At 62.8% G+C, this 26,554-nt stretch carries 17 protein-coding genes and 1 pseudogene; 9 read left to right on the top strand and 9 right to left on the bottom strand.

What is annotated here, in order from left to right; genetic code table 11:
• Positions 1–8 precede the first annotated feature (8 nt).
• From C1X29_RS14110 to C1X29_RS14100, 3 genes are all read left to right on the top strand, one after another.
• On the top strand, positions 9–686 hold the full coding sequence (locus C1X29_RS14110) for an alpha/beta family hydrolase (RefSeq protein ID WP_102717703.1): 678 nt from the start codon (positions 9–11) through the stop codon (positions 684–686).
• 877 nt (positions 687–1,563) lie between these two features.
• The gene (locus C1X29_RS14105) at positions 1,564–1,929 is read left to right on the top strand and encodes a DUF6124 family protein (RefSeq protein WP_102717702.1); all 366 of its coding nucleotides are present in this window, start codon (positions 1,564–1,566) and stop codon (positions 1,927–1,929) included.
• Positions 1,930–2,017: 88 nt separating this feature from the next.
• Entirely contained in the window at positions 2,018–2,377 is a 360-nt protein-coding gene (locus C1X29_RS14100) for a DUF6124 family protein (protein ID WP_011333296.1), read from the top strand.
• A 93-nt stretch (positions 2,378–2,470) separates the two neighbouring features.
• Here the strand turns inward: C1X29_RS14100 and C1X29_RS14095 are convergent, their stop codons facing one another.
• The 5 genes from C1X29_RS14095 to inhA form a co-directional block, all read right to left on the bottom strand.
• A complete protein-coding gene (locus C1X29_RS14095) occupies positions 2,471–2,890 on the bottom strand; it encodes a type II toxin-antitoxin system YafO family toxin (protein ID WP_102717701.1) in 420 nt (139 codons plus the stop codon).
• Positions 2,891–2,896: 6 nt separating this feature from the next.
• On the bottom strand, positions 2,897–3,043 hold the full coding sequence (locus C1X29_RS29430) for a hypothetical protein (RefSeq protein WP_165369536.1): 147 nt from the start codon (positions 3,041–3,043) through the stop codon (positions 2,897–2,899).
• A gap of 209 nt (positions 3,044–3,252) precedes the next feature.
• Positions 3,253–4,818, bottom strand: coding sequence for a PAS domain-containing methyl-accepting chemotaxis protein (locus C1X29_RS14090; RefSeq protein ID WP_064594745.1), 1,566 nt, complete (start codon positions 4,816–4,818; stop codon positions 3,253–3,255).
• A 102-nt stretch (positions 4,819–4,920) separates the two neighbouring features.
• Positions 4,921–5,712, bottom strand: a complete 792-nt coding sequence (locus C1X29_RS14085; RefSeq protein WP_102717700.1) for a CPBP family intramembrane glutamic endopeptidase — start codon at positions 5,710–5,712, stop codon at positions 4,921–4,923.
• A 242-nt stretch (positions 5,713–5,954) separates the two neighbouring features.
• Positions 5,955–6,641 carry an isonitrile hydratase gene (gene inhA / locus C1X29_RS14080; RefSeq protein ID WP_102717699.1) on the bottom strand — a complete coding sequence of 229 codons (687 nt, stop codon included), beginning with the start codon at positions 6,639–6,641 and terminating at the stop codon, positions 5,955–5,957.
• 89 nt (positions 6,642–6,730) lie between these two features.
• On the opposite strand from inhA, the gene C1X29_RS14075 reads away from it, so the two are divergent.
• Positions 6,731–7,714 (top strand): GlxA family transcriptional regulator, encoded by a 984-nt coding sequence (locus tag C1X29_RS14075; protein ID WP_102717698.1) that lies wholly within the window; start codon positions 6,731–6,733, stop codon positions 7,712–7,714.
• Here C1X29_RS14075 and C1X29_RS14070 read toward each other — a convergent pair.
• The 4 genes and pseudogenes from C1X29_RS14070 to C1X29_RS14055 all read right to left on the bottom strand — a co-directional run bounded on the left by C1X29_RS14070 (position 7,683) and on the right by C1X29_RS14055 (position 11,912).
• Complete coding sequence (locus C1X29_RS14070; RefSeq protein ID WP_102717697.1) at positions 7,683–8,582, bottom strand: alpha/beta fold hydrolase; 900 nt, start codon at positions 8,580–8,582, stop codon at positions 7,683–7,685. The two genes, C1X29_RS14075 and C1X29_RS14070, sit on opposite strands and share 32 nt — an antisense overlap.
• 10 nt (positions 8,583–8,592) lie before the next feature.
• A pseudogene (locus C1X29_RS29685) lies at positions 8,593–8,981 on the bottom strand (hypothetical protein).
• A gap of 308 nt (positions 8,982–9,289) precedes the next feature.
• The gene (locus C1X29_RS14060) at positions 9,290–11,119 is read right to left on the bottom strand and encodes a glycoside hydrolase family 15 protein (RefSeq protein WP_102717696.1); all 1,830 of its coding nucleotides are present in this window, start codon (positions 11,117–11,119) and stop codon (positions 9,290–9,292) included.
• Complete coding sequence (locus C1X29_RS14055) at positions 11,112–11,912, bottom strand: glucose 1-dehydrogenase (RefSeq protein ID WP_102717695.1); 801 nt, start codon at positions 11,910–11,912, stop codon at positions 11,112–11,114. Before C1X29_RS14055 ends, C1X29_RS14060 begins: the two co-directional genes overlap by 8 nt.
• 208 nt (positions 11,913–12,120) lie before the next feature.
• On the opposite strand from C1X29_RS14055, the gene C1X29_RS14050 reads away from it, so the two are divergent.
• From C1X29_RS14050 to C1X29_RS14030, 5 genes are all read left to right on the top strand, one after another.
• Entirely contained in the window at positions 12,121–13,293 is a 1,173-nt protein-coding gene (locus C1X29_RS14050; RefSeq protein ID WP_102717694.1) for an MFS transporter, read from the top strand.
• Between the two features lie 71 nt (positions 13,294–13,364).
• Positions 13,365–14,105: a thioesterase II family protein gene (locus tag C1X29_RS14045; RefSeq protein WP_039770083.1), complete on the top strand. Its 741-nt coding sequence runs from the start codon at positions 13,365–13,367 to the stop codon at positions 14,103–14,105.
• A gap of 39 nt (positions 14,106–14,144) precedes the next feature.
• Positions 14,145–15,128: a TauD/TfdA family dioxygenase gene (locus C1X29_RS14040; protein ID WP_102717693.1), complete on the top strand. Its 984-nt coding sequence runs from the start codon at positions 14,145–14,147 to the stop codon at positions 15,126–15,128.
• Between the two features lie 187 nt (positions 15,129–15,315).
• On the top strand, positions 15,316–18,717 hold the full coding sequence (locus tag C1X29_RS14035; RefSeq protein ID WP_102717692.1) for a non-ribosomal peptide synthetase: 3,402 nt from the start codon (positions 15,316–15,318) through the stop codon (positions 18,715–18,717).
• Positions 18,714–26,549 (top strand): non-ribosomal peptide synthetase, encoded by a 7,836-nt coding sequence (locus C1X29_RS14030; RefSeq protein WP_102717691.1) that lies wholly within the window; start codon positions 18,714–18,716, stop codon positions 26,547–26,549. Before C1X29_RS14035 ends, C1X29_RS14030 begins: the two co-directional genes overlap by 4 nt.
• The last annotated feature ends 5 nt before the right edge of the window (positions 26,550–26,554 follow it).

Raw genomic sequence — 26,554 nt, 5'->3', positions numbered from 1 at the left:
AGGCAAGCATGGACAAACAGCACAAGGCCAGTATTGACGGGGATCAATGGGCGCAGTGCCTGCGGGATCACGGGTGGCTTTGGGATGCGGCTGTTGGGGAGGCTTCGGCGACGCTCATTCTCGCGCATGGGGCGGGGGCGCCGATGGACAGTGAGTGGATGACGGATATGGCTGGGCGCCTTGCCGGGCTTGGGGTGAATGTGTTGCGGTTTGAGTTTCCTTATATGGCGCAGCGGCGGGTTGATGGGGTTAAGCGGCCGCCCAATCCTGCTGGAAAATTGCAGGAGTGCTGGCGTGAGGTTTATGGCTTGGTGCGACTTCATGTCGCTGGGCCGCTCGCGATTGGCGGGAAGTCCATGGGGGGGCGGATGGCTAGTTTGCTTGCCGATGAGCTTGGCGTTGATGCGTTGGTTTGTCTGGGCTATCCGTTTTATGCGGTTGGGAAACCGGAGAAACCACGGGTCGAACATCTCGCTGGGTTGAAGACTCGGACGTTGATTGTTCAGGGGGAGCGAGATGCGCTGGGGAATCGCGAAGCGGTCGAAGGTTATTCGTTATCGCCGGAAATTGAAGTGTTTTGGCTGGCGGCGGGGGATCATGATTTGAAGCCGCTCAAGGTGTCCGGGTTTACGCATGAGCAGCATTTGGCTTCGGCTGCGGAGAAGGTTGCCGGGTTTCTTCGTTGAGGTTTGGTTGGGGGTGTATATCCGTTGCTGCGGTTATGGCTGCTTAGGGTTCCGCCCTTACGGCGGGTCACTTTTGGCAAACGCCCCAAAAGTAACCAAAAGGTCTAGGCCCCGGCGTTCGGCCCCTCGCTGAGGTTCGGGGTTCCTTCGTTCCGGGATTCGTCCGGGGGGCATCGCCTACGGTTTGCTTCGCTGCACCTCCTCTCGATGTGTTTGGCTTCGCCAAACGGTCGCTGCGCTCCCACCCCCGCACTAATCCCTCCACTCAGCCTGCCGAAGGGGCCCGAAGATCAAAAGCTTTACTCGAGCTAACGCTCATCGTGTTGAGTGGTTAGAAGCGGGATGTTTGCTTTTTAAGGCCAGAGTTCACCTCGGTATTTCACGTCGGCGTACCTCGTCCAAACACCTCGGTCAGTCCCCTCTCCCTCGGGGAGAGGGCTAGGGTGAGGGGAAGGTTTCACTGGCACGCCACCAAAACTCAAAGCTCCCACAGCCCGGCATTTCCAGCGAATAAACACGATCGCGTGCCGACGTTTAAAGTACACGAACCGTTACGCCATAAGGGCTACAACACCTTGCGTCGTTGCCTACGCGTACGCCAGAATCCGCCGGCTTACGCGGCTTGGAGAGGGCTATATCGTTTCCCTGTCACTGAAAAGTGGCTGGGTTTGGTAGCCCGATTCGAGTTGTGGTTATTGCGACACCTTCAATGCTGTCTCTTTTCTGAGGTGCAGCTTTGTATGGTGGGCATGCGTGGGGCTCATTCGTGAGCGCCGGGTTTCCCAATTCGACCGGTCTACCAACCCGCGCATGGCCGCCACCCGCCGTTTGGTAGCGAGGGTGATGGCTCCTATTTTTTCGAATTGGAGTTCTATCTATGTTCAAAGCCACACCAAACCCACCAGAAACCGATTCAATCCCCTACGACGCCGCACTGGAAGCCGAAAACATAAAATCGGCAACCGAGCGGGCGATCAATCATTACCTCGATCCTGGGGCGCAGAAGACATCCAAGCCATCGCGCAAGCCCGGCAAGATCTATTTGGTCAATCCCACAATGGATGACGAAACGCTGCTGGTCGAAGCGTGCGAAACGCTGTCGTCAGCCAGTGACATGGCCCGGGATATTGGCGAAACCGTCGATCCGTCGCAGCGCAAGGCGATGCAGATTCTGCAGCAGGTCATCATGCTGAGTGAGCTGCTGGTCAATCGTGTGCTGGATAACCATCACGTCTCGCGGTAGTTGCGGCCTCGGTGAGGGGCTTGTCCCCTCACTGCCAGGCAGCCGTCTATAAAAATCCTCAAGCGACTCTTTTCCGGAGTTCCAGCCGATGTCCAAGACCGTCATTCCACCGTTAGAAGATCCGGTGTCCCCGTACGAATTTCCCGATTCAAGAAAACTCCACGACGCGGCCGAACGCGCCCTCGACTATTACCTGACCCCCGCAGCCCAAATCATGGCCACGCCCTACACCCCAAACGACATGTTCATGGTCAACCCGCAAACCGACACCGAGTCCTTGCTGGCCAATGCCTGCGAGTCCCTCGCGTCAGCCACGGTCATGCTCGGTGACTTTGCCGGCCTGCTGGAAGGGCCGAATCGCAAGACCCTGTTGGGCATTGCGCAAGTGGTGATGTTGGGCGAGTTGGCGGTGAATCAGGCGCTGGATAACCTTGTGCCGAAGGAGTAAGTAGCAAGGCAATAAAAAACCCGGAAGCTCTAGCTATCCGGGTTTTTTATTGCCTTGCTACAGGCGAGTTCCAAGAATTGGCCAGCCAACTGATCAAAAGTCCTCAAGGTCGGAATAGATGACTTTTCCCACGATCCACGGCTCAACAATCTCGCTATGCACCGTTCGCAGAAATGAACCCCACTCACTCCGGTTATGGGCATCCGGGCCTGTGATTGTCAGCAAAAGATATTCATCCCGGAAAGCGTCGTAGGCGTAGATAAGCCAGAAGTCGTTGTCAGGATCATCAACCAACGCAGTTCGATAATACTGGCGGTCTATTTTTGCCCACCGTGACTGGGTCGCTTGGGTGCTGGCCAGGTGGATGTGATGCATATCGCTGAGGTCGAGTCGTTCGTCTCGCCCAAAAATAGAGGGCATTTCACCGCACACTTTGTAGTTATAAAAATGAGCGGCGAAGTTTTTCCAGTTGTTGATTTGTTCGAAAAGCGCAGAGATTTTGACTGCTGGCATCTATGGCTACTTTGTTATGGGTAGCTTGCCAGTGATCACATATTTATCGAACGCTTTCTGCCCATCACGCGCGGCTTGCCGGACATCAAGAAAAGTCAGTTCATCGCGAATGACTTTTTTGACTGGCTTGTCGATCTTTCTGGTGGTGGCCATCGGAGCCTCCAAAGGAGATGTATTCATACTGACCAGCTTAAGGGATTGGATTTCTACCGGCAAACGATAGAGCCGACCCCACAGGTGCACCAGTCAGCGGATTCTGGTGTTCTTGTAGGGCATAGCGCCCCTATGTGTAGTCACACGTTTAGCCACAATAAAAAACCCGGAAGCTCTCGCTATCCGGGTTTTTTGTATTGCCATTCCAATCAGCGGTTAAACCGCTCCACCAACGAATACTGCGTATTGGCCGTCTTGGTCAGCTCTTCACTCAACAACGCCGAGTTATGCGCCTGTTCCGAGGTCTGGTCCGCCAGTTCCGAGATGTTGCTAATGTTGCGGCTGATTTCTTCAGCCACTGCACTTTGCTCCTCGGTCGCGGCGGCGATCTGGGTGGTCATGTCGGTGATGTTGGCCACTGCTTCGCTGATGCCGACCAGGGCCTGGTCCGCTTCCAGAACCCGCGCTACACCTTCTTCTGCCTGGCGATGGCCGGCTTCCATGGTTTGTACGGCGCTGGATGCAGTCTGCTGCAACTTGGCGATCAGGGCGTGGATCTGGCCGGTGGATTCGCTGGTGCGTTGCGCCAGTTGGCGGACTTCGTCAGCTACCACCGCAAAACCACGGCCCATTTCGCCGGCACGTGCTGCTTCAATCGCAGCGTTGAGCGCGAGCAGGTTGGTCTGGTCGGCGATGCCTTTGATCACGTCGACCACGCCGCCGATTTCGTCGCTGTCCTTGGCCAGTTGGGTGACGGTCAGGCCGGTTTCACCGACCACGACCGACAGGCGCTGGATGGCTTCGCGGGTTTCGCCGGCGATGTCGCGGCCGCGGCCGGTCAGGCGATTGGCTTCCTGGGTGGCGTCGGCGGTGCGCTGGACGTGGCTCGCCACTTCCTGGGTGGTGGCGGCCATCTGGTTGACGGCGGTGGCGACCTGCTCGGTTTCCACGCGCTGACGTTCCAGACCGCTGGAGCTGTTGTGCGCCAGGGCGTCGGACTGTTTGGCCTGATCGGTCAGGTGCTCGGCGGTGTCCTGCAGACGAGTCAGGCAGGTTTTCAGGCGCGCTTCCTGGCTGAGGATCGACATTTCCAGACGCGCCTGGGCGCCACGGCTGTCGGTGTACATCTGCGCGATCAACGGGTCGGAGGTGGTCTGCTCGGCCAGACGCAGCAGGCGCTTGAGCCCGCGTTGTTGCCATTGCAGGCCCAGCAGGCCCAGCGGCACCGACAGGCCGGCGGCGAGGGCGAAGCCCCACTGCGAGTTCAGGGTGGCGCCGATCATGAAGCTCAACTGGCTGACCAGAATGAACGGCAGCCAGTCCTGCACAATCGGCAGCCACTTGTCGCTCGAAGGAATCGCCGACTTGCCCTGGTTGATGCGTTGGTAGAGCGCTTCGGCACGGCGGATCTGTTCGGCGGTGGGTTTGACCCGCACCGACTCGTAACCGACCACCTGATTGCCATCGAACACCGGCGTTACATAGGCATTCACCCAGTAATGATCACCGGTCTTGCAGCGATTCTTGACAATGCCCATCCATGGCAAGCCTTGTTTCAGTGTGCCCCACATGTGCGAAAACACCGCCGCCGGCACGTCAGGGTGACGAACCAGGTTGTGCGGCGCACGGATCAGTTCCTCACGCGAAAACCCGCTGATTTCGACGAATGCGTCGTTGCAGTAGGTGATCACGCCCTTGGCGTCGGTTGTGGAAATCAACCGTTGCTGAGCCGGGAAAGTCCGTTCGCGTTGTGTAATGGGCTGGTTGTTACGCATGGTTTTTCAATCCGCAAGGCTTTGAAAGGTTGTCGGCGGGGTCGGCCATTTATTGAAATTTTTTTTCATTTATAAGTACGGCGTCGCAAAACGGCCCTTGCTTCAACCCGCGAGCATCGGATAGGTGAACAGGCCGAAATGCAGCAGGTTCAGGCCAAAATGCGTGGCGATCGCCGCACCGAGCCCGCCAAATCGGTAGGCCAGACCATAGCCGACACCCGCCAGGCTCGCCAGCAACACCCATTGCCAGCCGGCGCCCACATGCACCAGGCCGAACAGCAGGGACGCCAGCAGCAGCGCGAGGTTTTCGCCGTAGGGTAGATGTTGGAAACGCCGACTGAGGCCGCCCTGGATATAGCCGCGAAACAGTGCTTCTTCGACCAGCGTCACCAGCAGCAGATTGTTCAGCCCCCACAGCCACGCCTGATCCGGCCATTTCGGCGCCCAGGTGATCATGCCCAGCAATACCGCGCCGCCCAGCGCCAGAATCACACTCAACGTCAGTGCCAGCGCAGTGGCGTAGACGGTCAGGCGCAACGAACGTCGCGCGACGATCCACGGGCAGACCAGCAGCAGCCAGAAGCCAATCAGCGGTTTGTCGAGATTCAGGTACATCGAGAACGGCACGGCGTTGTCGGTGAAGCGCTGCGGCTCGATGGCCCGGCCGTTGTAGAAACCCGGCAGCCAGTGCAGGGCCAGCGCCAGAGCCAGCACGATAAACAGGCCATGGCCGAGATAACGCCCGACCGGCACGGTTTGCTGGCGCACGGCATAACCGGCGAAAACCAGCAGTGCAAGGGAGATCAGCGCCAGCCAGCCGAGCTGGCCGAAACTCAGCGCCAATCCGTAACCAAGGCTGAGAAGCCCGAGATAGAGCCATGGCAGAGCTGTCATGGAAAGTCCTTGTGCACGATTTGTGGACAGGCTTTCTACACGGGTGGGGGCGAGGGGACAAGTGAAGGTGTGGCGAGAAACCGGGACAACACGCAAACCTGTGGCTGACACTGAGACCTGTGAGAGACCTGTGGGAGCTGGCTTGCCAGCGATGGCGTCTGCACAGTCGACATCTTCATTGACTGACTCACCGCTATCGCTGGCAAGCCAGCTCCCACAAGTTCTCGGGTGTGGCTGAAATGTCAGCGCAGGTTGAGTTTCGCCGCAGCGCGCTCGGTGATTTCAGTACGCAACTTCAGCGAAGGCGCCGCACGCTTGCGCGCTTCATCGACAACAGCACTCGGCGCCGTGCCCGGGCTGCCCGAATCAAATGGCGGCGCCGGCGCATATTCCAGCTGCAACTGCACCAGTTGTGCCGTATCGACTCCCACCAGTTCCTGCGCCAGGGTCAGAGCAAAATCGATCCCCGCCGTGATACCGCCCCCGGTAAACAGATTGCCGTCGCGCACCACCCGATCCTTCACCGGGATCGCGCCCAGTGTCGGCAGCAGATCGTGATAAGCCCAGTGCGTGGTCGCCCGTTTGCCCTGCAACAGACCCGCCGCGCCGAGCACCAGCGAACCGGTGCACACCGATGTCACGTAACGCGCCTGCGCCGCTTGCGATTTGATGAACGCCAGCGTCTGCTCATCCTCCATCAACGGCCCGACCCCGGCGCCGCCAGGCACGCAGATCACATCCAGAGCCGGGCAATCCTCGAAGGTGGTGGTCGGTTTCAGCACCAGCCCGGTGCTGGCGGTGACCGGCACCAGATCCTTCCAGATCAGGTGCACCTGCACGTCCGGCAACGAGGCCAGTACGTCGTACGGGCCGGTCAGGTCGAGTTGCTGCACCTGGGGAAACAACAGAAAACCGATCTGCAACGCCATGGTTCTTCTCCGTGAAAAGGGGGTAGACGGCTTCACTGTAGGCGCGTAGGTTTTGGCGAATACGCCAATCAGCCCACGAATTACGCCAAATGCCGAAAACCATCCACGTCCTCGCGTTCGCCAATGTGCAATTGCTCGATGTCACCGGGCCGTTGCAGGTCTTCGCCTCGGCCAACGACATCGCCCGCCAGCAGGGTTTGCCTGCGCCGTACGCGCCAACGGTGATTGCCAGCGGTGGCGGGGCGGTGAACTCGTCCGCCGGGTTGGCGATGTTGGCCGAGCCGCTGCCGCCGCAGCCCAGCGATACGCTGATCATCGCCGGCGGCTGGGGCGTCTACGCCGCTGCCGAAGACGCCGAATTGGTGAGTTGGGTGCGTGAGCACGCCAACGGATGCCGGCGCGTGGCCTCGGTCTGCACCGGCGCCTTTCTTCTGGCTGCTAGCGGCTGGCTCGACGGCCGGCGAGTCGTCACCCACTGGACCCGCTGCGAACAACTGGCGCAGCAACACCCACGCTTGCAGGTCGAGCCCAATCCGATCTTCATCAACGACGGCCCGGTCTGGACCTCGGCGGGCGTCACCGCCGGCATCGACCTGGCGCTGGCCATGGTCGAAGACGACCTCGGCCGCGACATGGCCCTGGACGTCGCCCGGCAACTGGTGGTGTTCCTCAAACGCCCGGGCGGGCAGTCGCAATTCAGCGTGACGCTGTCGCTGCAAAAACAGGGCAACCGCTTCGATGATCTGCACGCGTGGATCGCCGAACACCTGACCTGCGACTTGGGCATCCCGACCCTCGCGGAACAGGCCGGCATGAGCGAACGCAGCTTCGTGCGCCACTACCGCGCCGACACCGGCCAGACCCCGGCCCGGGCCATCGAACTGATCCGCGTCGAAACCGCCCGCCGATTGCTGAGCGACACCGGTTTGCCGATCAAACGGGTCGCGGCCAATTGTGGATTTGGCAGTGAAGAAACCTTGAGACGCAGTTTCCTGCGGGCCATGGGTGTGACGCCGCAGGCTTATCGGGAGCGGTTTTCGGTCAGCGCTGGAGCAGATCCAGTAATGCCTTGAGCGTTTCGCCCGGCGCTTCCTCGGGAATGTTATGCCCGACACCCGCCAGCACCCGCCGCTCGTAAATCCCGGTGAAGTGGTGGGCATCTTCATCGTCTTCCGGCGCCGGGCCAACGCCATCATCCGCACCGCACAGCGAAATCGTCGGCACGCCGATCGCCGGTTGTTTCTCCAGCGCCTGCTCCATCCACTCCAGCGCCGGATCGCCCGGCGCATACATGAAGCGATGGCGATAAGAGTGAATCACCACCTCGACGAAGTCCGGGTTATCGAACGCCGGCGCGCTCAGCGGATAACGCTCGGCGTTCCGCGCCCAGGTCGGTGACCACAACTGCCAGAGCAACTCGCACAGCGCCCGCCGGTTTTGCGTCAGCCCTTCAACGCCACGGGGCGTATGGAAGTAGTACTGATACCAGTAGCGATGCTCGCTCTGCGGATCCAGCGGCTGGATCGAATTCGGAATGTCTTGCAGGTTATAGCCATCGCCCGTCACCAACCCGCGCACGCGCTCGGGAAACAGCGCCGCCACAATGCACGCCGCCCGACCGCCCCAGTCGTAACCGCACAATGTCGCTTGTTCGATCCCCAGTGCATCCATCAGATCCAGCAGATCCTGCGCCAGCGCCGCTTGCTGGCCGGAACGCGGCGTGTCCGGGCTGTTGAAACGGGTCGGGCCGTAACCGCGCAAGTACGGCACGATTCCCCGATAACCCTTGGCGGCGAGGGGCGGGGCGATTTCGTCGTAGGCGCGGGGGGAGTAGGGGAAGCCGTGGAGGAGAATGACCGGCGTGCCGTTTTCCGGGCCGTGATGCTCATAGGCGATGGTCAGACTTTCAGTCTTGCAAAACTGCATCATGGCTTGGGTCATACGGAATTCCTCAAGTTTCAGCTTCCGCCACCTGATTGAAATACTTGCTGCGATCCGGCGTAAACGTCACCACCATTTTCGTCCGCGAGCAGGTCATGACTCGCTCGGAACCCAGATCAATATCCAGATCCTCCCCACGCAACCCCTGCCACTGGGCCAGGTATTTCAGCGATCCGTATTTTTCATTCTTCTTCAGGCTGCGACTGACCCCACCTTTCCAGCCCAGCACCGGCAGTTCATCGGCGCTGCAGCGTTGAGCGAGGTCGGGGAAGCGGGCGGCGCGCTGGCGGCCGATTTCCCAGCATTTGATCAGGCCTTTGTCGGCGGCTTCCCACAGTTCGTCGCGCTTGAGGCCGTGCGCAGTGGGGTGTCGATCTGGCGGTGGATGCGTTGGCTCATTCTGGTTCCTTGAATCGGGTTTTTATTGGACAGCTCCGCTGTGCCCGTTGCGGTGGATGGTAGGGGGGGATGTAACAGCTGGCAACAAGGTATTTCGGGGTGTAAGTGCGAGTTGCGGGACAAGCGTTACACGGGGTTGGCAGGTTTCTGTAGGGCGTGCCATCAACAAGTTGTATCGAAAGGAATCGATTGTGTGGGCCAGCCCTTCAACCGCAAGGCTCGGGGGTGTTTGCCGTTCGTAGGTAGCCATCCTACAAACGGCGATTGGAGTTGGGATCTTTCTTACAGGCACTGGCGAAGAAGGATGACTACGGCTGCCAGTAATTTTTCTCCCCACTCAGCTTGCGATCCAGAAAACTCGCTGCACTGATCAGCGCTAGATGAGTCAATGCCTGTGGCGTGTTGCCCAGATGCCGGCCTCGGTTGTCGAACTCTTCCGCGTACAACCCCAGCGGATTAGCGTAGCGCAGCAATTGTTCGAATTCCAGGTGGGCCTTTTCTACTTGCCCGGCGCGGGCCAGACATTCCACGTACCAGAATGAACACGCGGCGAAGGCGCCTTCGGTGCCGGACAATCCGTCGATACCCGCATCGTCGTTGCGATAGCGATAAACCATGCCGTCACGCACCAAGTGTTTTTCGATGGCTTCCAGCGTCGCCAGCCATTTCGGATCCTTGGCACTGACAAATCGCACCAGCGGCATCAGCAACATCGAGCCGTCCAGCGCCGTGCCGCCCTGGTACTGCACGAAATGCCCGCGCTCTTCGTTCCAGAAGTTGTCCCAGATGTCGGCATGAATCGCCTGACGGGTCTGGTCCCAGCGGGCGAAGGGCGCCGGCAGCGAGCGTTTCGAGGCCAGGCGGATGGCCCGGTCCAGCGCCACCCAGCACATCAGCCGCGAGTGCAGAAAATGATGTTGCTCACCGCGCATTTCCCAGATGCCTACGTCCTTGGTCTGCCAGGTCTCACAGACCTGATCGACCACTTCCATCACATGTTTCCAGCCTCCGTGGGAAATCGCGTCGCCGTATTTGTTGACCAGATAAACGGCGTCCATCAGTTCGCCGAAGATATCCAGTTGAATCTGGTCGTACGCGCCATTGCCGATCCGTACCGGTTTCGCGCCGCCATGGCCGGACAAATGCGTGAGTTCGGTTTCCGGCAGTTCCTGGCGGCCGTCGATCGCATAGAGGATGTTCAGCTTCATCGACGACTGGCCGCTGCAATCGCTGACCCGCCCGCGCAGCCAGCGCATGTAGGCGTTGGCTTCGTCGACAAAGCCCAGGCGCATGAAGGCGTAAACGGTGAACGAGGCGTCGCGGATCCAGGTGTAGCGGTAGTCCCAGTTGCGTTCGCCGCCGGGTGTTTCCGGCAGGCCGAAGGTGGCCGCGGCGAGGATTGCGCCGTGCTGGCGTGAGGTCAGCAACTTCAGAGCGAGGGCCGAGCGGTTGACCATTTCCCGCCAGCGACCGCGATAGTTGGACTGGCCGATCCAGTCGCGCCAGAACTTCAGCGTGCGTTCGATGCACAGCTGCGCGGCGCCTTCGGCAAAGCGCGGATCGTCGCTGGCGCCGAGCATGAACGCCGCCGTCTGATCCTGTTTGAGGGTGAATTGCCCGACCGCCGCAGCGTTATCGATGCTCAAGGTCTGATCCGAGGCCAACCGCAGTGTCGGCTGGCCGCTGGCGCTGAACAGCACATCCTTTTTATCGTTGACGGCGCGCGTTTCAACGCGGGCGTAGTTATGCCGAACCGCGCAGCGCAGATGAAACGTCGCCTGCCCGCTGACCACTCGCACCCGACGCATCAACAGCGGCAAGGCATCGTCGTTGTCGCCGATGGGCAGCAGGTCGGTGATTTCCACCACGGCGTGATCGCTTAGCCAGCGGGTTTGCAGGACGTTGGTATCGGGCAGGTAGATCTGTTCGCGCCGGGCATCGGGCAGGTCGGGAGCGAGCTGGAAAATCCCCGCATCGGGGGTGTCCAGCAGCGAACAGAAAATCGACGGACTGTCGAACTCCGGCCAGCAGAAGAAATCCACGCTGCCCTTGTCGTTGACCAGCGCGGCGCTGCGCATGTCGCCAATGATGCCGTGGGCGTCGATGGGGCTTTGTCGTTCGGATTGATGCTCAGCCATTGCCACGGAACTCCGGATAGAGGCTCATGCCGCCGTCGATGAACAGGGTGGTGCCGACGATGTAGTCGGAGGCATCGGAGGCGAGAAACACCACCGCGTTGGCCACGTCCTCGACATCGCCGATGCGACCGTAGGGGATGAGTTTGAGCAGGTCCTGCGCGGCGTCGCCTTCGGTGGCCTCCTTATTGATGGCCGTGCGGATCGCCCCCGGTGCGATGCCGTTGATGCGGATTCGCTGGTGGCTGACTTCCTGGGCCAAAGTCTGCATCAACTGATCGACGCCGCCCTTGGACGCTGCGTAGTTAACGTGCCCGGCCCAGGGAATGCGCTGGTGCACCGAGCTCATGTGGATGATCTTGCCGGCGGCTCGCGACACGCCTTCGCGCACGCCCTGGCGGTTGAAGATCCGCAGCGCGGCGCGGGCGCAGAGGAACTGGCCGGTGAGGTTGACGCCGATCACCGCATTCCAGTCGGCCAGCGACATATCCACAGCCGCCGCGTCTTTTTGCAGGCCGGAATTGGCCACCAGAATGTCCAGTGTGCCGAAGGCGTCGAGGGTTTGCTGGAACAGTCGCTCAACGTCTTCTTCCTTCGAGACATCGGCGCCGATGGCGATGGCCTGTCCACCGTCGGCGACGATCTGCCGGGCCAGTGCTTCGGCGGGTTCGGCCTGACGGTTGTAGTTGATGACCACGGCAGCACCGGCGGCAGCCAGGGCTTTGGCGGCGCCGTGGCCGATGCCGGAACTGGCGCCGGTGACAAGAGCCACTTGGCGGGCGAGGGAAATCTGCATGCAGGGTCGCGCCTTGGGTTGAGAGCTTATTTAGCTGACTGATGGGCGGCGGCGAGAGTTCATCCGCGTACATGAAATCATCGACAGCTTTATGCGGCAGCGATTGGCCCTGCACGCCACAGGGACTTCACATTCCACCAACAATTCCTCGCTTCCCCGGCCGTCAGGCTTTGTGGCAACTTGGCCGCCCCTGATGAGGCTGCATCCGATGGCAAACCCTTACCGCGAACTGTTCAACGCCCCCGGCGCCCGGGCTTTTGTGATTGCCGCGATGATCGCGCGCATGCCGATTTCCATGACCGGCATCGGCGTGATCACCATGCTTTCGCAATTGACCGGCGGCTATGCGTTGGCGGGTGGGGTGGCGGCGACGTTTGCGCTGGCCACGGCGTTTTGCGCGCCGCAGGTGTCACGACTGGTGGACCGCTTTGGTCAGGGGCGAGTGCTGCCGGTGGCGGCGCTGATCGGAGGGGGCGCGCTGCTGATGTTGCTGTTGTGCACCCGCTTGCAGGCGCCGACCTGGACGTTGTTTGTCTGCGCCGCACTCGCCGGTTGCATGCCGAGCATGTCGGCGATGGCGCGGGCGCGCTGGACCGAAATCTATCGCGGCCAGCCGCAGTTACAGACCGCTTATGCGCTGGAGTCGGTGCTCGACGAAGTCTGCTTTATCGTTGGCCCGCCGCTGTCGGTAGGCTTGTGCGTCGGCGTGTTTCCCGAGGCCGGGCCGCTGGCGGCGCTGTTGATGTTGGCTATCGGCGTCACGGCGTTCGTCGCCCAGCGCAGCACTGAGCCGCCGGTGCATCCGCACGAATCGCAGCATCAGGGTTCGATCATTCGTTCGACCGACGTGCAATGGCTGCTGGCGTTGATGCTCGCCATGGGCGTGATTGTCGGCGTGGTGGATGTGGTCAGCGTCGCGTTCGCCCAGCAGCAGGGCCAGCCGGCGGCGGCGAGCATCGTGTTGTCGGTGTACGCCATCGGTTCCTGTCTGGCCGGTATCGCCTTCGGTGCGATGCGCTCGAAGCTGCCGTTGCCGCGGCTGTTTCTCTACGGCGGTCTGGCGACAGCGGTGACCACGCTGCCGTTGCTGCTGGCGACCAACATTTTCGGGCTGGCCGTCGCGGTGTTCATCGCCGGCCTGTTCTTCTCCCCGACACTGATCGTGGCGATGGCGTTGATCGAGCGCATCGTGCCGCCGGCCAAACTCACCGAAGGCCTGACCTGGCTGGTGACCGGTCTGAGCATCGGCGTGGCCATCGGCGCTGCCGGTTCCGGCGCGCTGGTGGACGCATTCGGTGCGCGCAGCGGCTTCTGGCTGGCGATTGCCGCCGGGGCGGTGGTGCTGGGCTCGGCGGTGCAGAGTTTCCGTCATTTGAAGTGATCGTCACCCGGACTAATTCCCGTCGTGCCTCATCCGTTCTCTTTTACAGATAACCCATTGAGGTAAACGCGGTGACAAAGCTGACACTGCTGTGCCTGCCCTATTCGGGCGCCAGCGCCATGGTCTACAGCCGCTGGCGGCGCCAGCTGCCGTCGTGGATGCAACTGCAACCGGTGGAGTTGCCCGGACGCGGCGCGCGCTACGACGAACCCCTGCAAATCGACATGCGGGCCCTGGCCCGGCAACTGGCTCGCGAGCATAAACCTTCGCTGCAGGCGCCCTATGCGCTGTTCGGGCATAGCCTGGGCGCGCTGCTCGCGTGCGAGCTGGCCCACGCCTTTCGCGATCTTGGTGCGCCCGAGCCGGTGGCGCTGTTCGCCTCCGGCACCGCCGCCCCGAGCATGCGCAGCGATTACGACCGAGGTTTTTCCGAGCCGCGCAGCGACGAAGAGCTGATCGAACAGCTGCGCACCTTTCAGGGCACCAGCGAAGAAGTACTGGCCAATCAGGAGCTGATGAGCCTGACGCTGCCGGTCCTGCGCGCCGATTTCATGATGTGCGGACGCTTCACGCCGATCGAGCGACCACTGCTCAATTGCCCGGTGCATGTGCTGGGCGGCAAGGAGGACCGCGCAACCACAGAACAGTTGATCGGCTGGAGCAAAGAGACGCTGGGCAGTTTCTCGGTGGACATGATGACCGGTGGGCACTTCTTCATTCATGAGCATGAAGCCCGGGTCATCCGCACGCTCAAGAATCACCTGGAAGCCCATCACCGGCGCCATGCGCTGTCGGCGGCACCGGCGCTGTAAGGCGCGGTTCACCAATCGAGTGTTTTGAGGAGGCCAGTCATGGCTGTTGCTGAGGGATTTTCCGTCCGTCCGTTGTTGCCGCACCGCGGTCGCCTGCCGCTGCTGGTGGAGGCGAGCGACGCCGATACCGATTTGCTGGCGGTGTTCGACGAATTGAAAGCGCTGGTCGATGAGCACCTGCTGCAAGACGGCGGTGTGCTGTTTCGCGGGTTCCGGCTGGAGGGTGCGGAGCGCTTTCGCGAGTTTGCGGCGAGCTTCGGCCATCCGCTGCTGAACTACGAGTTCGGCTCCACGCCTCGTACCAACGTGACGCAGGGGGTGTACACCTCCACCGAATACCCGGCGCACCAGAGTATTCCGCTGCATAACGAGCAGGCCTACTCCCGGGACTGGCCGATGAAGATCTGGTTCTACAGCATGATCGCGGCCAGGTCCGGCGGCGAAACGCCGATTGCCGACAGTCGCGAAGTGTATCGACGAATTCCGCTGGCGATCCGCGAGCGCTTCGTCAGCAAGGGTCTGATGTATGTGCGCAACTTCGGCAACGGCCTGGATGTGGCCTGGGAAGATGTGTTCAACACCGAAGACCAGGCCGAGGTCGAGGCCTACTGCCAAGCCCACGGCATTATCTGCGAATGGAAGGACGACGGCGAACTGCGTACCCGCCAGACCTGTCAGGCAGTGGCCCGGCATCCGGTCACCGGGGACATGGTCTGGTTCAATCAGGCGCACCTGTTCCACATTTCCAACCTGCAACCGGAAGTGCGCGAGAGTCTGCTGGACATCGTCGATGAAGAGGACTTGCCGCGTAACGTCTACTACGGCGATGGCTCGCCCATTGAAGATGAGGTCCTGAGCCAGATCCGTGCGGTGCTCGACGAATGTGCCATCAGCTTCCCGTGGCAGGAGGGCGATGTGCTGATGCTCGACAACATGTTGTCGGCCCATGCCCGCTCGCCGTTCGAAGGCCCGCGCAAGGTGATCGTGGCCATGGCCGAAGGTCACTCCCAGGACGCCCTCTGACCCGTCGCAGCAGGTGAGCGGGTGGTTGTCGAAGCCGGTCGAGAGCCGGCTTCGGCGTTTGTGCGCCAGTCCCGGCAACCGTCGGCCGGGGATTGCCCGGCCCCGCTAAATCATGGCGTTTGTCATTCGTTCTTGTTGATACGACCGGGCCTCCTGGTCACGCCGCCGATCAGCAAGGACCCAATGCATGAATGCCGCAGACGCACAGAAACTAGCCCGCCGCTTTATCGAATTGCCTCAGGACAAACGTCGTTTGTTCCTCGCCGGCATGGCCCGTGAAGGGATCAATTTTGCGCAGCTGCCCATGACCGCCTGCATCGGGGCCGCCGAGCGTGACGGCTTGTCGTATGCCCAGCAGCGGATGTGGTTTCTCTGGCAGATGGATCCGCAAAGCGCCGCCTACAACCTGCCAATGGCCGTGCGCCTGAGCGGTGAGTTGCAGCCCGAGGCGCTGGAGCAGGCGTTCAGTCTGCTGGCGGCGCGGCATGAGTGCCTGCGCACCACGTTCGGTCAGGAGGGCGAACAAGCTTTCCAGAAAGTCGCCGAACCGCAGCCCGTCAAGCTGACCCTCACTGACCTGAGCGCGTTGCCCGAGGATCAGCGCTGGCCGCTGGCCCGGCAGCACATGATGGCGGAGGCCACGCAAGCCTTCGATCTGGAAAACGGGCCTTTGCTGAGCCTGCGTCTGCTGCGGCTGGACGCGCAGGAACACGTGCTGTTGCTGACGCTGCACCACATCATCGCCGACGGCTGGTCGATGAACATTCTCATCGATGAATTCATGCACACCTACGATGCGCTGGTGGCCGGGCGCGAGCCCCAATTGCCGGCGATCACCGTGCACTACCGCGACTATGCGCTGTGGCAACGCAGCTGGCTGGAGGCGGGCGAGCGCGAGCGGCAGCTCGACTACTGGCGCGCGCAACTGGGCGACGAACATCCGGTGCTTGAACTGCCGACCGACCGCGCGTACCCGGCCCAGGCCAGTCACCGTGGAGCGCGTCTGGAAACGGTCATCGACGCCGGCCTGCGCCAGGATCTGAAAAACCTCGCGCAACGTCAGGGCGTGACCCTGTTCGTGGTTCTGCTGGCGGCGTTCAAGACCTTGCTGCATCGCTACAGCGGCCAGACCGACATTCGCGTCGGCGGCCTGATCGCCAACCGTACCCGCAGCGAAACCGAAGGCTTGATCGGCTTCTTCGTCAATACGCAGATCCTGCGCAGCGTGGTCACCGCCAACAGCCGTTTCGCCGATCTGTTACAGAGCCTGCGCCAGTCTGCGGCCGGCGCGCAGTCCCATCAGGATCTGCCGTTCGATGCCTTGATCGAAGCCCTGCAACCGGCCCGCAGTCAGAGCCATAACCCGCTGTTCCAGGTGATGTTCAACCATCAGCCGCTGGTGACCGATTTGCAGCAGGCGCAGTTGGCGTCCGGCTTGCGGGTCGGTTACCTGACCGAGGAACAACTGACCGGCAGCGGCCGCGAACATGCGGCCACCAGCGATCTGATGCTCGACACCCGTGAAGAGGGCGAGCAACTGTTCGCCGCGTTCACCTACGCCACCGATATTTTCGACGAGTCCACCATCGCCGCGCTGGCCGGGCACTGGCGCAACGTGCTGGTGTCGGTCTGCCGTGATCCGCAGCAGTTGATCGGCAACCTTTCGATGCTGGACGTCGCCGAGCAGGAAAGTCTGATCCAGGCCACTGAAGAGAGTCCGCGACTGGACAGCTTTCAGACCCTGTTCGAAGCGCAAGTGGTGCGTACGCCCGAGGCGCCGGCGGTGATTCTGGCGAGCGAGCCGTCACCCTCGATCAGCTATACCGAACTGAACCGGCGCAGCAATCGCCTGGCCCATCAACTGCGCGCCCGGGGTGTCGGCCCAGATGTGCTGGTCGGCGTGGCGCTGGGGCGTTCGCTGGAACTGGCCGTCGCCTTGCTGGCCGTGCTCAAGGCCGGCGGCGCCTATGTGCCGCTGGATCCGCAGACGCCGGGCGAGCGCCTGCGCCATGTGCTCGACGACAGTGGGCTGAAACTGTTGCTGACCGACCGTCAGACGCTGGCCGCTCTGCCGGCTCTCGACGGTGTGCAAAGCCTGTGCCTGGACACGCTGCCCGACGATGGCGCCAGCGACAATCTGCCGGTGACGGTCGAGCCGCAAAACCTCGCCTACGTGATCTACACCTCCGGTTCGACCGGTCGGCCCAAGGGCGTGGCGATCAGTCATGCGGCGCTGAGCGAGTTCATCGAGCGCGCCATCGACTACAGCGACCTGCGCGAAGGCGACCGGGTCTTGCAGTTCGCGACCAGCAGCTTCGACGGATTCGTCGAGCAGTTTTTCCCGCCGCTCTGTCACGGCGCGAGCGTGGTGCTGCGCGACGCGCGTCTGTGGGACAGCGCGACATTGCATCAGGTGATCCTCGAGCACGGCATCACCCTGGCCGACTTGCCGGCGGCGTACTGGTACTGGCTGGTGCAGGAATACGCCGCCAATCCTCCAGCGCATTTCGGTGCGCTGCGCCAGATTCACGTGGGCGGCGAGGCGATGGCGGTGGACGGTCTGCGCCTGTGGCAACAGGCCGGGCTGGGTCATGTGCGCCTGCTCAATACCTACGGGCCGACCGAGGCCACCGTGGTGTCGACGATCCACGACTGCTCGGCGCTGACCCCTGACGCCGTGTCGTGGCGCGGCATTCCGATTGGTCGCGGTCTGGCCGCACGTCGCCTGTACGTGCTGGACGACGATTTGAACCTGCTGCCGCAAGGCGCGGTGGGCGAGTTGTACATCGGCGGCCCGGGCCTGGCGCGCGGCTATCACCGACAACCGACCCTGAGTGCCGAGCGTTTCATTGCCGACCCGTTTGCCAGTGGCGAGCGCCTGTACCGCACCGGCGACCGCGCACGTTTGCGTGCTGACGGCGCGGTGGAATACGTCGGTCGCGTGGACCATCAAGTGAAGATCCGCGGTTTCCGTATCGAGCTGGGTGAAATCGAATCGCGCCTGCAGCAATGCCCGGGCATCCGCGAGGCCGTGGTGCTGGCCTTGCCGCTCAATGGCAGCCTGCAACTGGTGGCGTATCTGGTGGCCGATCAGGACGTGCTCGACGGGGTGGCCGGTCAGTCGGCGTTCCGTCAGCAGGTCAGGGCTTCGCTGCAGGCCAGGCTGCCGGACTACATGGTGCCGGGCCATCTGCTGCTGTTGGCGGAGTTGCCGCTGACGCCGAGCGGCAAGCTTGATCGCAAGGCCTTGCCGGCGCCGGACATGGATCAATTGCAGGTCGACTACCGCGCCCCGCAATCGGACATCGAACAAGCCCTGGCGCAGATCTGGGCGGATGTCCTGCAAGTGCCACGTGTCGGTCTGGACGATCACTTCTTTGAGCTGGGCGGCCATTCGCTGCTGGCGGCGCAAGTGATCGGCCGGATCAAGAAACAGCTGAACGTGGTGTTGCCGCTGCGCAATCTGTTCGAAAAGCCGCTGCTCGGTGAACTGGCCCAGGCAGTGGCGCAGTTGGCCGACGGTGCAGCGGATAACGACTGGTCCGACATGGACCTGTTCATGAATGAATTGGAAGGAGAAGAAGTATGAGCGGCACCATGGCGGAGCGCATCGCTAAAAGGTTCGTCGGCTTGCCGCTTGAGCAGCGTCGGCTGTTTCTGGCCAAGCTGCGCGAAGAGGGCAAGGATTTCAGCCTGCTGCCGCTGCCGGTCAGCCGCCACGACTGCGCGCAGATCCCGCTGTCGTTCGCCCAGCAGCGTTTGCTGTTTCTCTGGCAGCTCGAACCACAGAGCGCCGCGTACAACATGGCCGCCGGCCTGCGCCTGAAAGGGCGGCTGGACGAAGCGGCGTTGACCCGCTCGTTCGATCACCTGCTGGCGCGCCATGAAGTGCTGCGCACGGTGTTCCGCACCGACGGCGAGCAGCCGCATCAAGTGATCCTCGAACCGCAGGGCGTTGCGCTGGAACGCATCGACTTGAACGGTGTTGCCGCGCAAGAACGCGAGCAGACGCTGGCCGAGCACGTGCAGAAGGTGACGGCGCAGCCGTTCGATCTGCGTCACGGCCCGTTGCTGCGCGCCAGTCTGTTTTGCCTGGCGGACGATGAGTTCGTGCTGGTGGTGAGCATGCACCACATCGTCTCCGACGGCTGGTCGATGGACGTGATGGTCAAGGAATTCGTGCAGTGCTATCAGGCGTTCAGCCTGCAGCGCGAACCGCAGTTGCCGGCGCTGGCCTTGCAATACGCCGACTACGCCATCTGGCAGCGGCGCTGGCTGGAAGCCGGCGAGGGCGAGCGTCAACTCGATTACTGGCGTCAGCAACTGGGTGAGGAACATCCGCTGCTGGAGGTCGCCCCGGACTTCGCCCGGCCGCTGACCCAGAGTTTTGAAGGCCAGACTTTGAGCTTCGATTTTGGCGCGGATCTGTCACGTCAGCTCAACGGGTTCGCCCGTGCTCAAGGCATCAGTCTGTTCATGCTGGTGCTCGCAGGGTTCTCGCTGTTCCTCTCGCGTCAGGCCGGCGAGCGTGACATCCGCGTCGGCGTGCCCAACGCCAACCGCAGTCGCGCCGAGGTCGAAGGGCTGATCGGCTTCTTCGTCAATACCCAGGTGCTGCGCTGCGAGGTGGATGAGCGAGGCAGTTTCGAGGACTTGCTGGCGCGGGTGCGCGAGGCGTCATTCGGCGCGCAGGCCCATCAGGAGCTGCCGTTCGAGCAACTGGTGGACGAGTTGGTCGCCGAGCGTACGTTGGGGCACAACCCGTTGTTCCAGGCCAAGCTCAACCAGAACGTCGGCATGCAGAAGCAGCGCTCGATGGCGTTGCCGGGCCTGACCGTGGCGGAGTATCCGCTGGACAAGGACGGCACGCACTTCGATCTGGCGCTGGACATCACCGACGACGGCACGTTGATTCACGGGCAGATGACCTACGCCAGCGACCTCTATCGACACGCAACCGTCGAAGGTTTTGTCTCGGCCTTGCTCGGTCTGTTCGGTGCGCTGCTGAAAGCGCCACAAGCGCCACTGCACACCGTGGCGACGGCATTGCCGAGCGCGCTCGCGGCACCGCTTGAACCGGCACTATCGGTGTTGCAGCACTGGGAGCGCGAAGTCGCGCGCCAGCCGCAAGTGCTGGCTGCGCGGGATCTGAACGGCGGCTTGAGCTTTGAGGCGCTGGATCAGGCTGCCAATCGCCTCGCGCATCATCTGCTGGCCCAAGGCGCGGTTGCCGGTCAACCGGTGGCGGTGCTGATGGAGCGCTCGCTCGACTGGCTGACGTGCGTGCTGGCGATCTTCAAGGCTGGCGCGGTGTACATGCCGCTGGACGTCAAGGCCCCGATGGCGCGCTTGCAGCAGATGCTCGGCGCTGCCAAGGCTCGGGCAGTGCTGTGTGCCGAGGGGGATTCGCGGGTTTCGGAACTGGCGGTCGCCGGTTGTCAGGAGCTGGTATTCGATGCGCGGCAATGGCAACAGCAGCCGGTGACGGCCCCTGCCTGCGAGCTGTCGACGCAGTCGCCGGCCTATGTGATTCACACCTCCGGTTCCACCGGTCAACCCAAGGGCGTGCTGGTCAGCCACGGTGCGTTGGCCAGTTACGTGCGCGGGGTGCTGGAGCGTCTCGATCCGGCGCCGGACACCAGCATGGCGCTGGTCTCCACCATCGCGGCGGACCTGGGTTTCACCGTGCTGTTCGGTGCGCTGTGCTCGGGCCGGTTGCTGCATGTATTGCCGGAAGAGCTGGGCTTCGATCCGGATCGCTTCGCCGAGTACATGGCCGGGCACCGGGTGGGCATGCTGAAAATCGTTCCGGGACATCTGGCGGCCTTGTTGCAGGCGTCGCGTGCAGCCGATGTGCTGCCGGAGCAGGCGCTGATTGTCGGCGGCGAAGCGTGTTCGCCGGCGCTGGTGGAGCGTGTGCGTCAGCTCAAGCCGGGTTGCCGGGTCATCAACCACTACGGCCCGAGCGAAACCACCGTCGGTGTACTGGCCCACGAAGTCGGTTCGCTGGAACCGGGGGCTCGCAGTGTGCCGGTCGGCACGCCATTGGCCGGGGCGCATGTGTATGTGCTTGACGATGTACTCAACAGCGTGGCCGATCAGGTTGCGGGCGAGCTGTACATCGGCGGCGACAGTGTTGCCCTCGGTTATCTGGGGCAACCGGGGCTGACGGCCGAGCGCTTCGTTCCCGATCCGTTCGGGCCGGCCGGTGCGCGGGTCTATCGCAGTGGCGATCGGGTGCGTCGCAATCGCCAGCAGGCGGTGGAGTTCATCGGGCGCGCCGACGATCAGGTCAAGGTGCGCGGGTATCGGGTAGAACCGGCGGAAGTCGCCCGGGTGCTGCTCGGCCTGGACGGTGTCAGCGAAGCGGCGGTACTCGCGTTGGCGCTGGATGACGACCCGGCGCGTCTGCAACTGGTGGCCTGGTGCGTGCCGGCGGCGGATGCAGCGCTGAAGGCGGAAACACTGCGCGAGCAACTGCAAGCCCGTCTGCCGGATTACATGGTGCCGGCGCAGGTTGTCCTGCTGGAGCAATTGCCGCTGACCGCCAACGGCAAACTGGACAAGCGCGCCTTGCCGGTGCCAGGTGTGGTGACGCAGCGCTTCGTCGCGCCGGTGGGCGAGATCGAGGAAAAACTCGCGGCGATCTGGGCCGATGTGCTCAAGCTCGAGCGTGTGGGCAGCACCGACAATTTCTTCGAACTGGGCGGGGACTCGATCCTCAGCCTGCAAATCATTGCCCGGGCCAAGCGCCAGGGCATCAAGCTCAGCCCCAAGCAATTGTTCGAGAAGCAGACCGTGGGCCAGTTGGCGGCGGTGGCCAAACTGATCGAAGCCAAACCCGTGGCGGCAGCGCCGCAGAAGGTCGGCGGGCAGCTGGCTTTGCTGCCGATTCAGGCGCGCTTTTTCGAAACACCGATTGCCCGGCGAGAGCACTGGAACCAGTCGGTGATGCTGCAACCGCAGGCGCCGCTTGATGCCAGTCATCTGCAAGCCGCACTGGCGGCACTGATCGAGCAGCATGATGCACTGGCGTTGAACTTCCAGGCGTCGGGCGATGTGTGGCAGGCAACGTTCCAGACGCAACGCGACCCGGAGCTGTTGTGGGTGCGCGAGCTGGACAGCCTGGATCAACTGACGGCGCTGGCGGATCTGGCTCAGCGCAGTCTGGATCTGCAACAGGGGCGACTGCTGCGGGCGGTGCTGGCAAATCTGCCCGGCGGTGAACAGCGTCTGTTGCTGGTGATCCATCACCTGGTGGTCGATGGCGTATCCTGGCGCGTCCTGCTGGAAGACTTGCAGCTCGGTTACACCGCACTGGCCTCGGGCAAGCCGCTGGTGTTGCCGGGCAAGAGCAGTTCGCTGCAGAGCTGGGCCGAGCATCTGCACCGTTATGCCCATAGCGAAACACTGGGCCGCGAGCGCGAGTATTGGCTGACGACCCTGAGCGCGGGCGACGTGGAGTTGCCACGGGACTTTGCACAAGACGTGCAGACTCAGGAGCAGGCGCAACGCGTCAGTTCGCGCCTGAGCCAGGCACTGACCCACAAGTTGCTCAAGGTTGCTCCGGCCGCGTATCGCACGCAGATCAACGATCTGCTGCTCACGGCGCTGGCGCGGGTGTTGTGTGACTGGAGCCGACAGCCGTCGGTGCTGATCCAGCTTGAAGGCCATGGTCGCGAAGACCTGTTCGAGGAACTCGATCTGAGTCGTACGGTGGGCTGGTTCAGCAGCCTGTTCCCGGTGCGTCTGACACCGCAGGCAGGGCCGGGCGAATCGTTGTGCGCGATCAAGGAGCAACTGCGCGCCGTGCCGGGCAAAGGCATCGGTTACGGCGTGCTGCGCTACCTGACCGGTGCCGCCGAGCTGCGTTCGCTGGCCCCGCCACGGGTGACCTTCAACTATCTGGGCCAGTTCGACGGCGACTTCAGTGCTGCCGAGGGCGCCCTGTTCGTGCCGTCCGGCGAAAGCACCGGGGCCAATCAGGACGCCACGGCACCGTTGGGCAACTGGTTGAGCATTGACGGTCAGGTGTATGGCGGCGAGCTGGAACTGACCTGGACATTCGGTTCGGGCATGTACCGTACCGACACGGTGCAGGCACTGGCCGAGGCTTATCGCCTGGAGCTGGAACGGCTGATCGAGCACTGCTGCGACAGCGGCGAGGCCGGCGTCACGCCGTCCGATTTCAGTCTGGTGAGCCTGACGCAGGCGCAACTTTCGGCACTGCCGATTCCGGCCCGGGAGATCACCGATCTGTACCCGCTGTCGCCGATGCAGCAAGGCATTCTGTTCCACAGCCTCAACGACCCCGGCAGCCCGGCTTACACCAACCAGCTGCGGGTCGACGTGCAACATCTGGAGGCCGAGCGTTTCCGTCAGGCCTGGCAGCAGACCCTCGACGCCCACGACATTCTGCGTACCGCGTTTGTCTGGCCGAGCGACGCCGCTGCAGCGGTGCAAGTGGTTCGCCAGAGCGTGCAAATGCCGTGGAGCGTGCAGGACTGGCGTGGTCAAACCGACCTCGACACTGCGCTGGAACAACTGGCCGGCAATGATCTGGCCAACGGTTTCGAGCTGACGGGCGCGCCGCTGTTGCGGGTTTCGCTGGTGCGTACCGATGATTCGACGCATCACCTGATCTACACCTGCCACCACATCCTGATGGATGGCTGGAGTACCTCGCAGTTGTTCGGCGAAGTGCTGCAGCGTTATGCGGGCCTGATCCCGGCTGCTGCCCAGGGACGTTATCGCGACTACATCGAATGGCTGGGTCAGCGCGATCAGCCAGCCAGTCGGGCGTTCTGGAAGCAGGCGCTGGCCCAGCTCGAAGAACCGACGCGTCTGGCCAGTGCCGTGCCGACGCAGCCGTCCGGCTTCAGCGGTTATGCCGATCACCAGCACGTGTTCAGCGAACAGCTGACGGCGGATCTGAACCGTTTCGCCCGGGAGCAGAAAGTCACCCTCAACACCCTGGTGCAAGCGGCGTGGCTGGTGCTGTTGCAGCGTTACACCGGTCAGGACAGCGTGGCCTTCGGCGCTACGGTGGCCGGACGTCCGACCGATCTGCCCGGCGTCGAGCAGCAGATCGGCCTGTTCATCAACACCTTGCCGGTCGTGGCGGCGCCGTCCGCCGAGATGCCGGTCGAGCGCTGGTTGCAACACGTGCAGGGCCTCAACCTGGCGCTGCGCGAGCATGAGCACACGCCGCTCTACGAGATTCAGCGCTGGGCCGGACTCGGTGCGGGAGCGCTGTTCGACAGCATTCTGGTGTTCGAGAACTACCCGATGGCCGAAGCCCTGCAACAGGGGCCGGATACCGGTCTGGTGTTCTCGGCGATCCGCCGTCAGGAGCAGACCAACTACCCGCTGACGCTGGTGGCGGTCACCGGTCGCGAGCTGAGCCTGGGCGTCAGTTACGATCAGGCCCTGTTCGGTGCTGCGACGATCGTCGGCCTGAGTCGTCAGCTCGAAAGTCTGTTGAGCCAGTTCCTCGGCAACGCCACGCAACCGTTGGGCACCTTGCAATTGCTCGACGAGCCGCAGCGCAAGCAAGCGATCGACTGGGGCAAGGCTGGCGTCACGGCGAACGATTCGCGTACGGTGCTCGAGTTCATCGAGTCCCGCGTTGCACTGCGACCGGATGCAGCGGCGGTGATCTACGCCGAACAGCAGATCGACTATCGCCACCTCGACCTGCGGGCCAATCGTCTGGCGCACAAGCTGCAAGCGCTGGGCGTGGGGCCGGAGGTGCGGGTCGGCGTGTGCATGCGCCGCACCCCGGACATGCTGGTCGCGCTGTTGGCAATTCTCAAGGCCGGTGGCGCCTATGTGCCGCTGGACCCGGATTACCCGCAGGAACGTCTGCTGCACATGCTCGACGACAGCCGCGCCGCGGTATTGCTGACCGAGCCGGCAGCGCAGGCGATGCTGCCTGACGCGTTGAGCGCTCAGGTGGTGCTGGTGGAGGAGGGCGAGCAATCGCTGGCCGGGTATCCAACCACCGCGCCGGTGGCCGGGATCACCGGGCAAAACCTGGCTTATGTCATTTACACCTCGGGTTCCACCGGCAAGCCCAAGGGCGTGGCCATCAGTCACGCCAACCTCACTGCGCTGATCCGGTGGTCGCAAGGGGTGTACCGCGAGGAGCAACTGCGCGGTGTGCTGGCGTCGACTTCGATCTGCTTCGACCTGTCGGTCTGGGAGATCTTTGTCACCCTGGCCAGCGGTGGCTGCATGGTGCTGGCGGACAACGCGCTGGCCCTGGCGGAGTTGCCGGCCCGCGAGCGGGTCACGCTGATCAATACGGTGCCGTCGGCGATTGCCGCGCTGCAACGGGCCGGGCAGATTCCATCGTCGGTCGCGACCATCAATCTGGCTGGCGAGCCACTGAAACAGAGCCTGGTAGACACGCTGTACGCGACCCCATCGGTCAGGCAGGTCTACGACCTGTACGGTCCGTCGGAAGACACCACGTATTCGACGTTCACCCTGCGCACCGCGCACGGTCAGGCCAACATCGGCCGGCCGCTGGACAACACCGTGGCGTACCTGCTCGACACGCAACTCAATGGTTTGCCGGCCGGTGTGGCGGCCGAGTTGTACCTGGGCGGCGCGGGCGTGACCCGGGGCTATCTGATGCGCCCGGGGCTGACCGCCGAACGCTTCGTGCCCAACCCGTATGCCGGCAACGGCGAGCGGCTTTACCGCACCGGCGACCTGGTGCGCCAGGGCGCGGACGACAACATCGAGTACCTGGGGCGCGCCGACCATCAGGTGAAGATTCGTGGTTTCCGTATCGAGCTGAGCGAGGTCGAAGCGCGCCTGCTGGAGCAGGACGAGGTGCGCGAGGCGGTGGTGCTGGCGCAGGACGGCGCGGCGGGCAAGCACCTGCACGGCTACGTCGTGGCGGCGCAACCGGCGACCGACCCGGCGGCGCTGACCGAGCGCCTGCGCGCCGCATTGGCCAGTCGTTTGCCGGCGCACATGGTGCCGGGGCATCTGCATGTGATCGAGGCGGTGCCGCTGACCCCGAACGGCAAGCTCGACCGCAAGGCGCTGATGGCATTGGGCGACAGCCCGACGCAGCAGCAGTACGAAGCGCCGCAGAGCGACTTGCAATGGGAGGTGGCGACGGTCTGGCAGGAAGTGCTGGAAGTCGAGCGCGTGGGCCTGGCGGACAACTTCTTCCAGCTCGGCGGCCATTCTTTGCTGGCGACGCTGGTGGTGACCCGGATCAAGGAGCGTCTGGGCGACAAGGTGCCGCTCAAGGAGCTGTTCGAAGCCGATACGCTGAAAGCGTTCTGCAACCGGATCGAGGCGCTGCGCGTCGAAATGTCGCCCGTTCAGGATGAATTGGCTAAATCCCTGGAGGCCCTCAAACGTCTATCCCTCGATGATCTGGAAAAACTGATTTCTTGAGAGGG

It is taken from the genome of Pseudomonas sp. GW456-12-10-14-LB2 (assembly GCF_002884345.1).
Lineage (GTDB): Bacteria > Pseudomonadota > Gammaproteobacteria > Pseudomonadales > Pseudomonadaceae > Aquipseudomonas > Aquipseudomonas paraglycinae.
The sequence above is the reverse complement of the archived record's forward strand: the minus strand, read 5'-3'. Positions and strand labels throughout refer to the sequence as shown.

What these genes read in the sequence shown, in the direction of transcription:
- C1X29_RS14110 (WP_102717703.1), top strand. Translation starts at nt 9, where the DNA reads ATGGACAAACAGCACAAGGCCAGTATTGACGGGGATCAATGGGCGCAG.
- C1X29_RS14105 (WP_102717702.1), top strand. Translation starts at nt 1,564, where the DNA reads ATGTTCAAAGCCACACCAAACCCACCAGAAACCGATTCAATCCCCTAC.
- C1X29_RS14100 (WP_011333296.1), top strand. Translation starts at nt 2,018, where the DNA reads ATGTCCAAGACCGTCATTCCACCGTTAGAAGATCCGGTGTCCCCGTAC.
- C1X29_RS14095 (WP_102717701.1), bottom strand. Translation starts at nt 2,890, where the DNA reads ATGCCAGCAGTCAAAATCTCTGCGCTTTTCGAACAAATCAACAACTGG.
- C1X29_RS29430 (WP_165369536.1), bottom strand. Translation starts at nt 3,043, where the DNA reads ATGGCCACCACCAGAAAGATCGACAAGCCAGTCAAAAAAGTCATTCGC.
- C1X29_RS14090 (WP_064594745.1), bottom strand. Translation starts at nt 4,818, where the DNA reads ATGCGTAACAACCAGCCCATTACACAACGCGAACGGACTTTCCCGGCT.
- C1X29_RS14085 (WP_102717700.1), bottom strand. Translation starts at nt 5,712, where the DNA reads ATGACAGCTCTGCCATGGCTCTATCTCGGGCTTCTCAGCCTTGGTTAC.
- inhA (WP_102717699.1), bottom strand. Translation starts at nt 6,641, where the DNA reads ATGGCGTTGCAGATCGGTTTTCTGTTGTTTCCCCAGGTGCAGCAACTC.
- C1X29_RS14075 (WP_102717698.1), top strand. Translation starts at nt 6,731, where the DNA reads ATGCCGAAAACCATCCACGTCCTCGCGTTCGCCAATGTGCAATTGCTC.
- C1X29_RS14070 (WP_102717697.1), bottom strand. Translation starts at nt 8,582, where the DNA reads ATGACCCAAGCCATGATGCAGTTTTGCAAGACTGAAAGTCTGACCATC.
- C1X29_RS14060 (WP_102717696.1), bottom strand. Translation starts at nt 11,119, where the DNA reads ATGGCTGAGCATCAATCCGAACGACAAAGCCCCATCGACGCCCACGGC.
- C1X29_RS14055 (WP_102717695.1), bottom strand. Translation starts at nt 11,912, where the DNA reads ATGCAGATTTCCCTCGCCCGCCAAGTGGCTCTTGTCACCGGCGCCAGT.
- C1X29_RS14050 (WP_102717694.1), top strand. Translation starts at nt 12,121, where the DNA reads ATGGCAAACCCTTACCGCGAACTGTTCAACGCCCCCGGCGCCCGGGCT.
- C1X29_RS14040 (WP_102717693.1), top strand. Translation starts at nt 14,145, where the DNA reads ATGGCTGTTGCTGAGGGATTTTCCGTCCGTCCGTTGTTGCCGCACCGC.
- C1X29_RS14035 (WP_102717692.1), top strand. Translation starts at nt 15,316, where the DNA reads ATGAATGCCGCAGACGCACAGAAACTAGCCCGCCGCTTTATCGAATTG.
- C1X29_RS14030 (WP_102717691.1), top strand. Translation starts at nt 18,714, where the DNA reads ATGAGCGGCACCATGGCGGAGCGCATCGCTAAAAGGTTCGTCGGCTTG.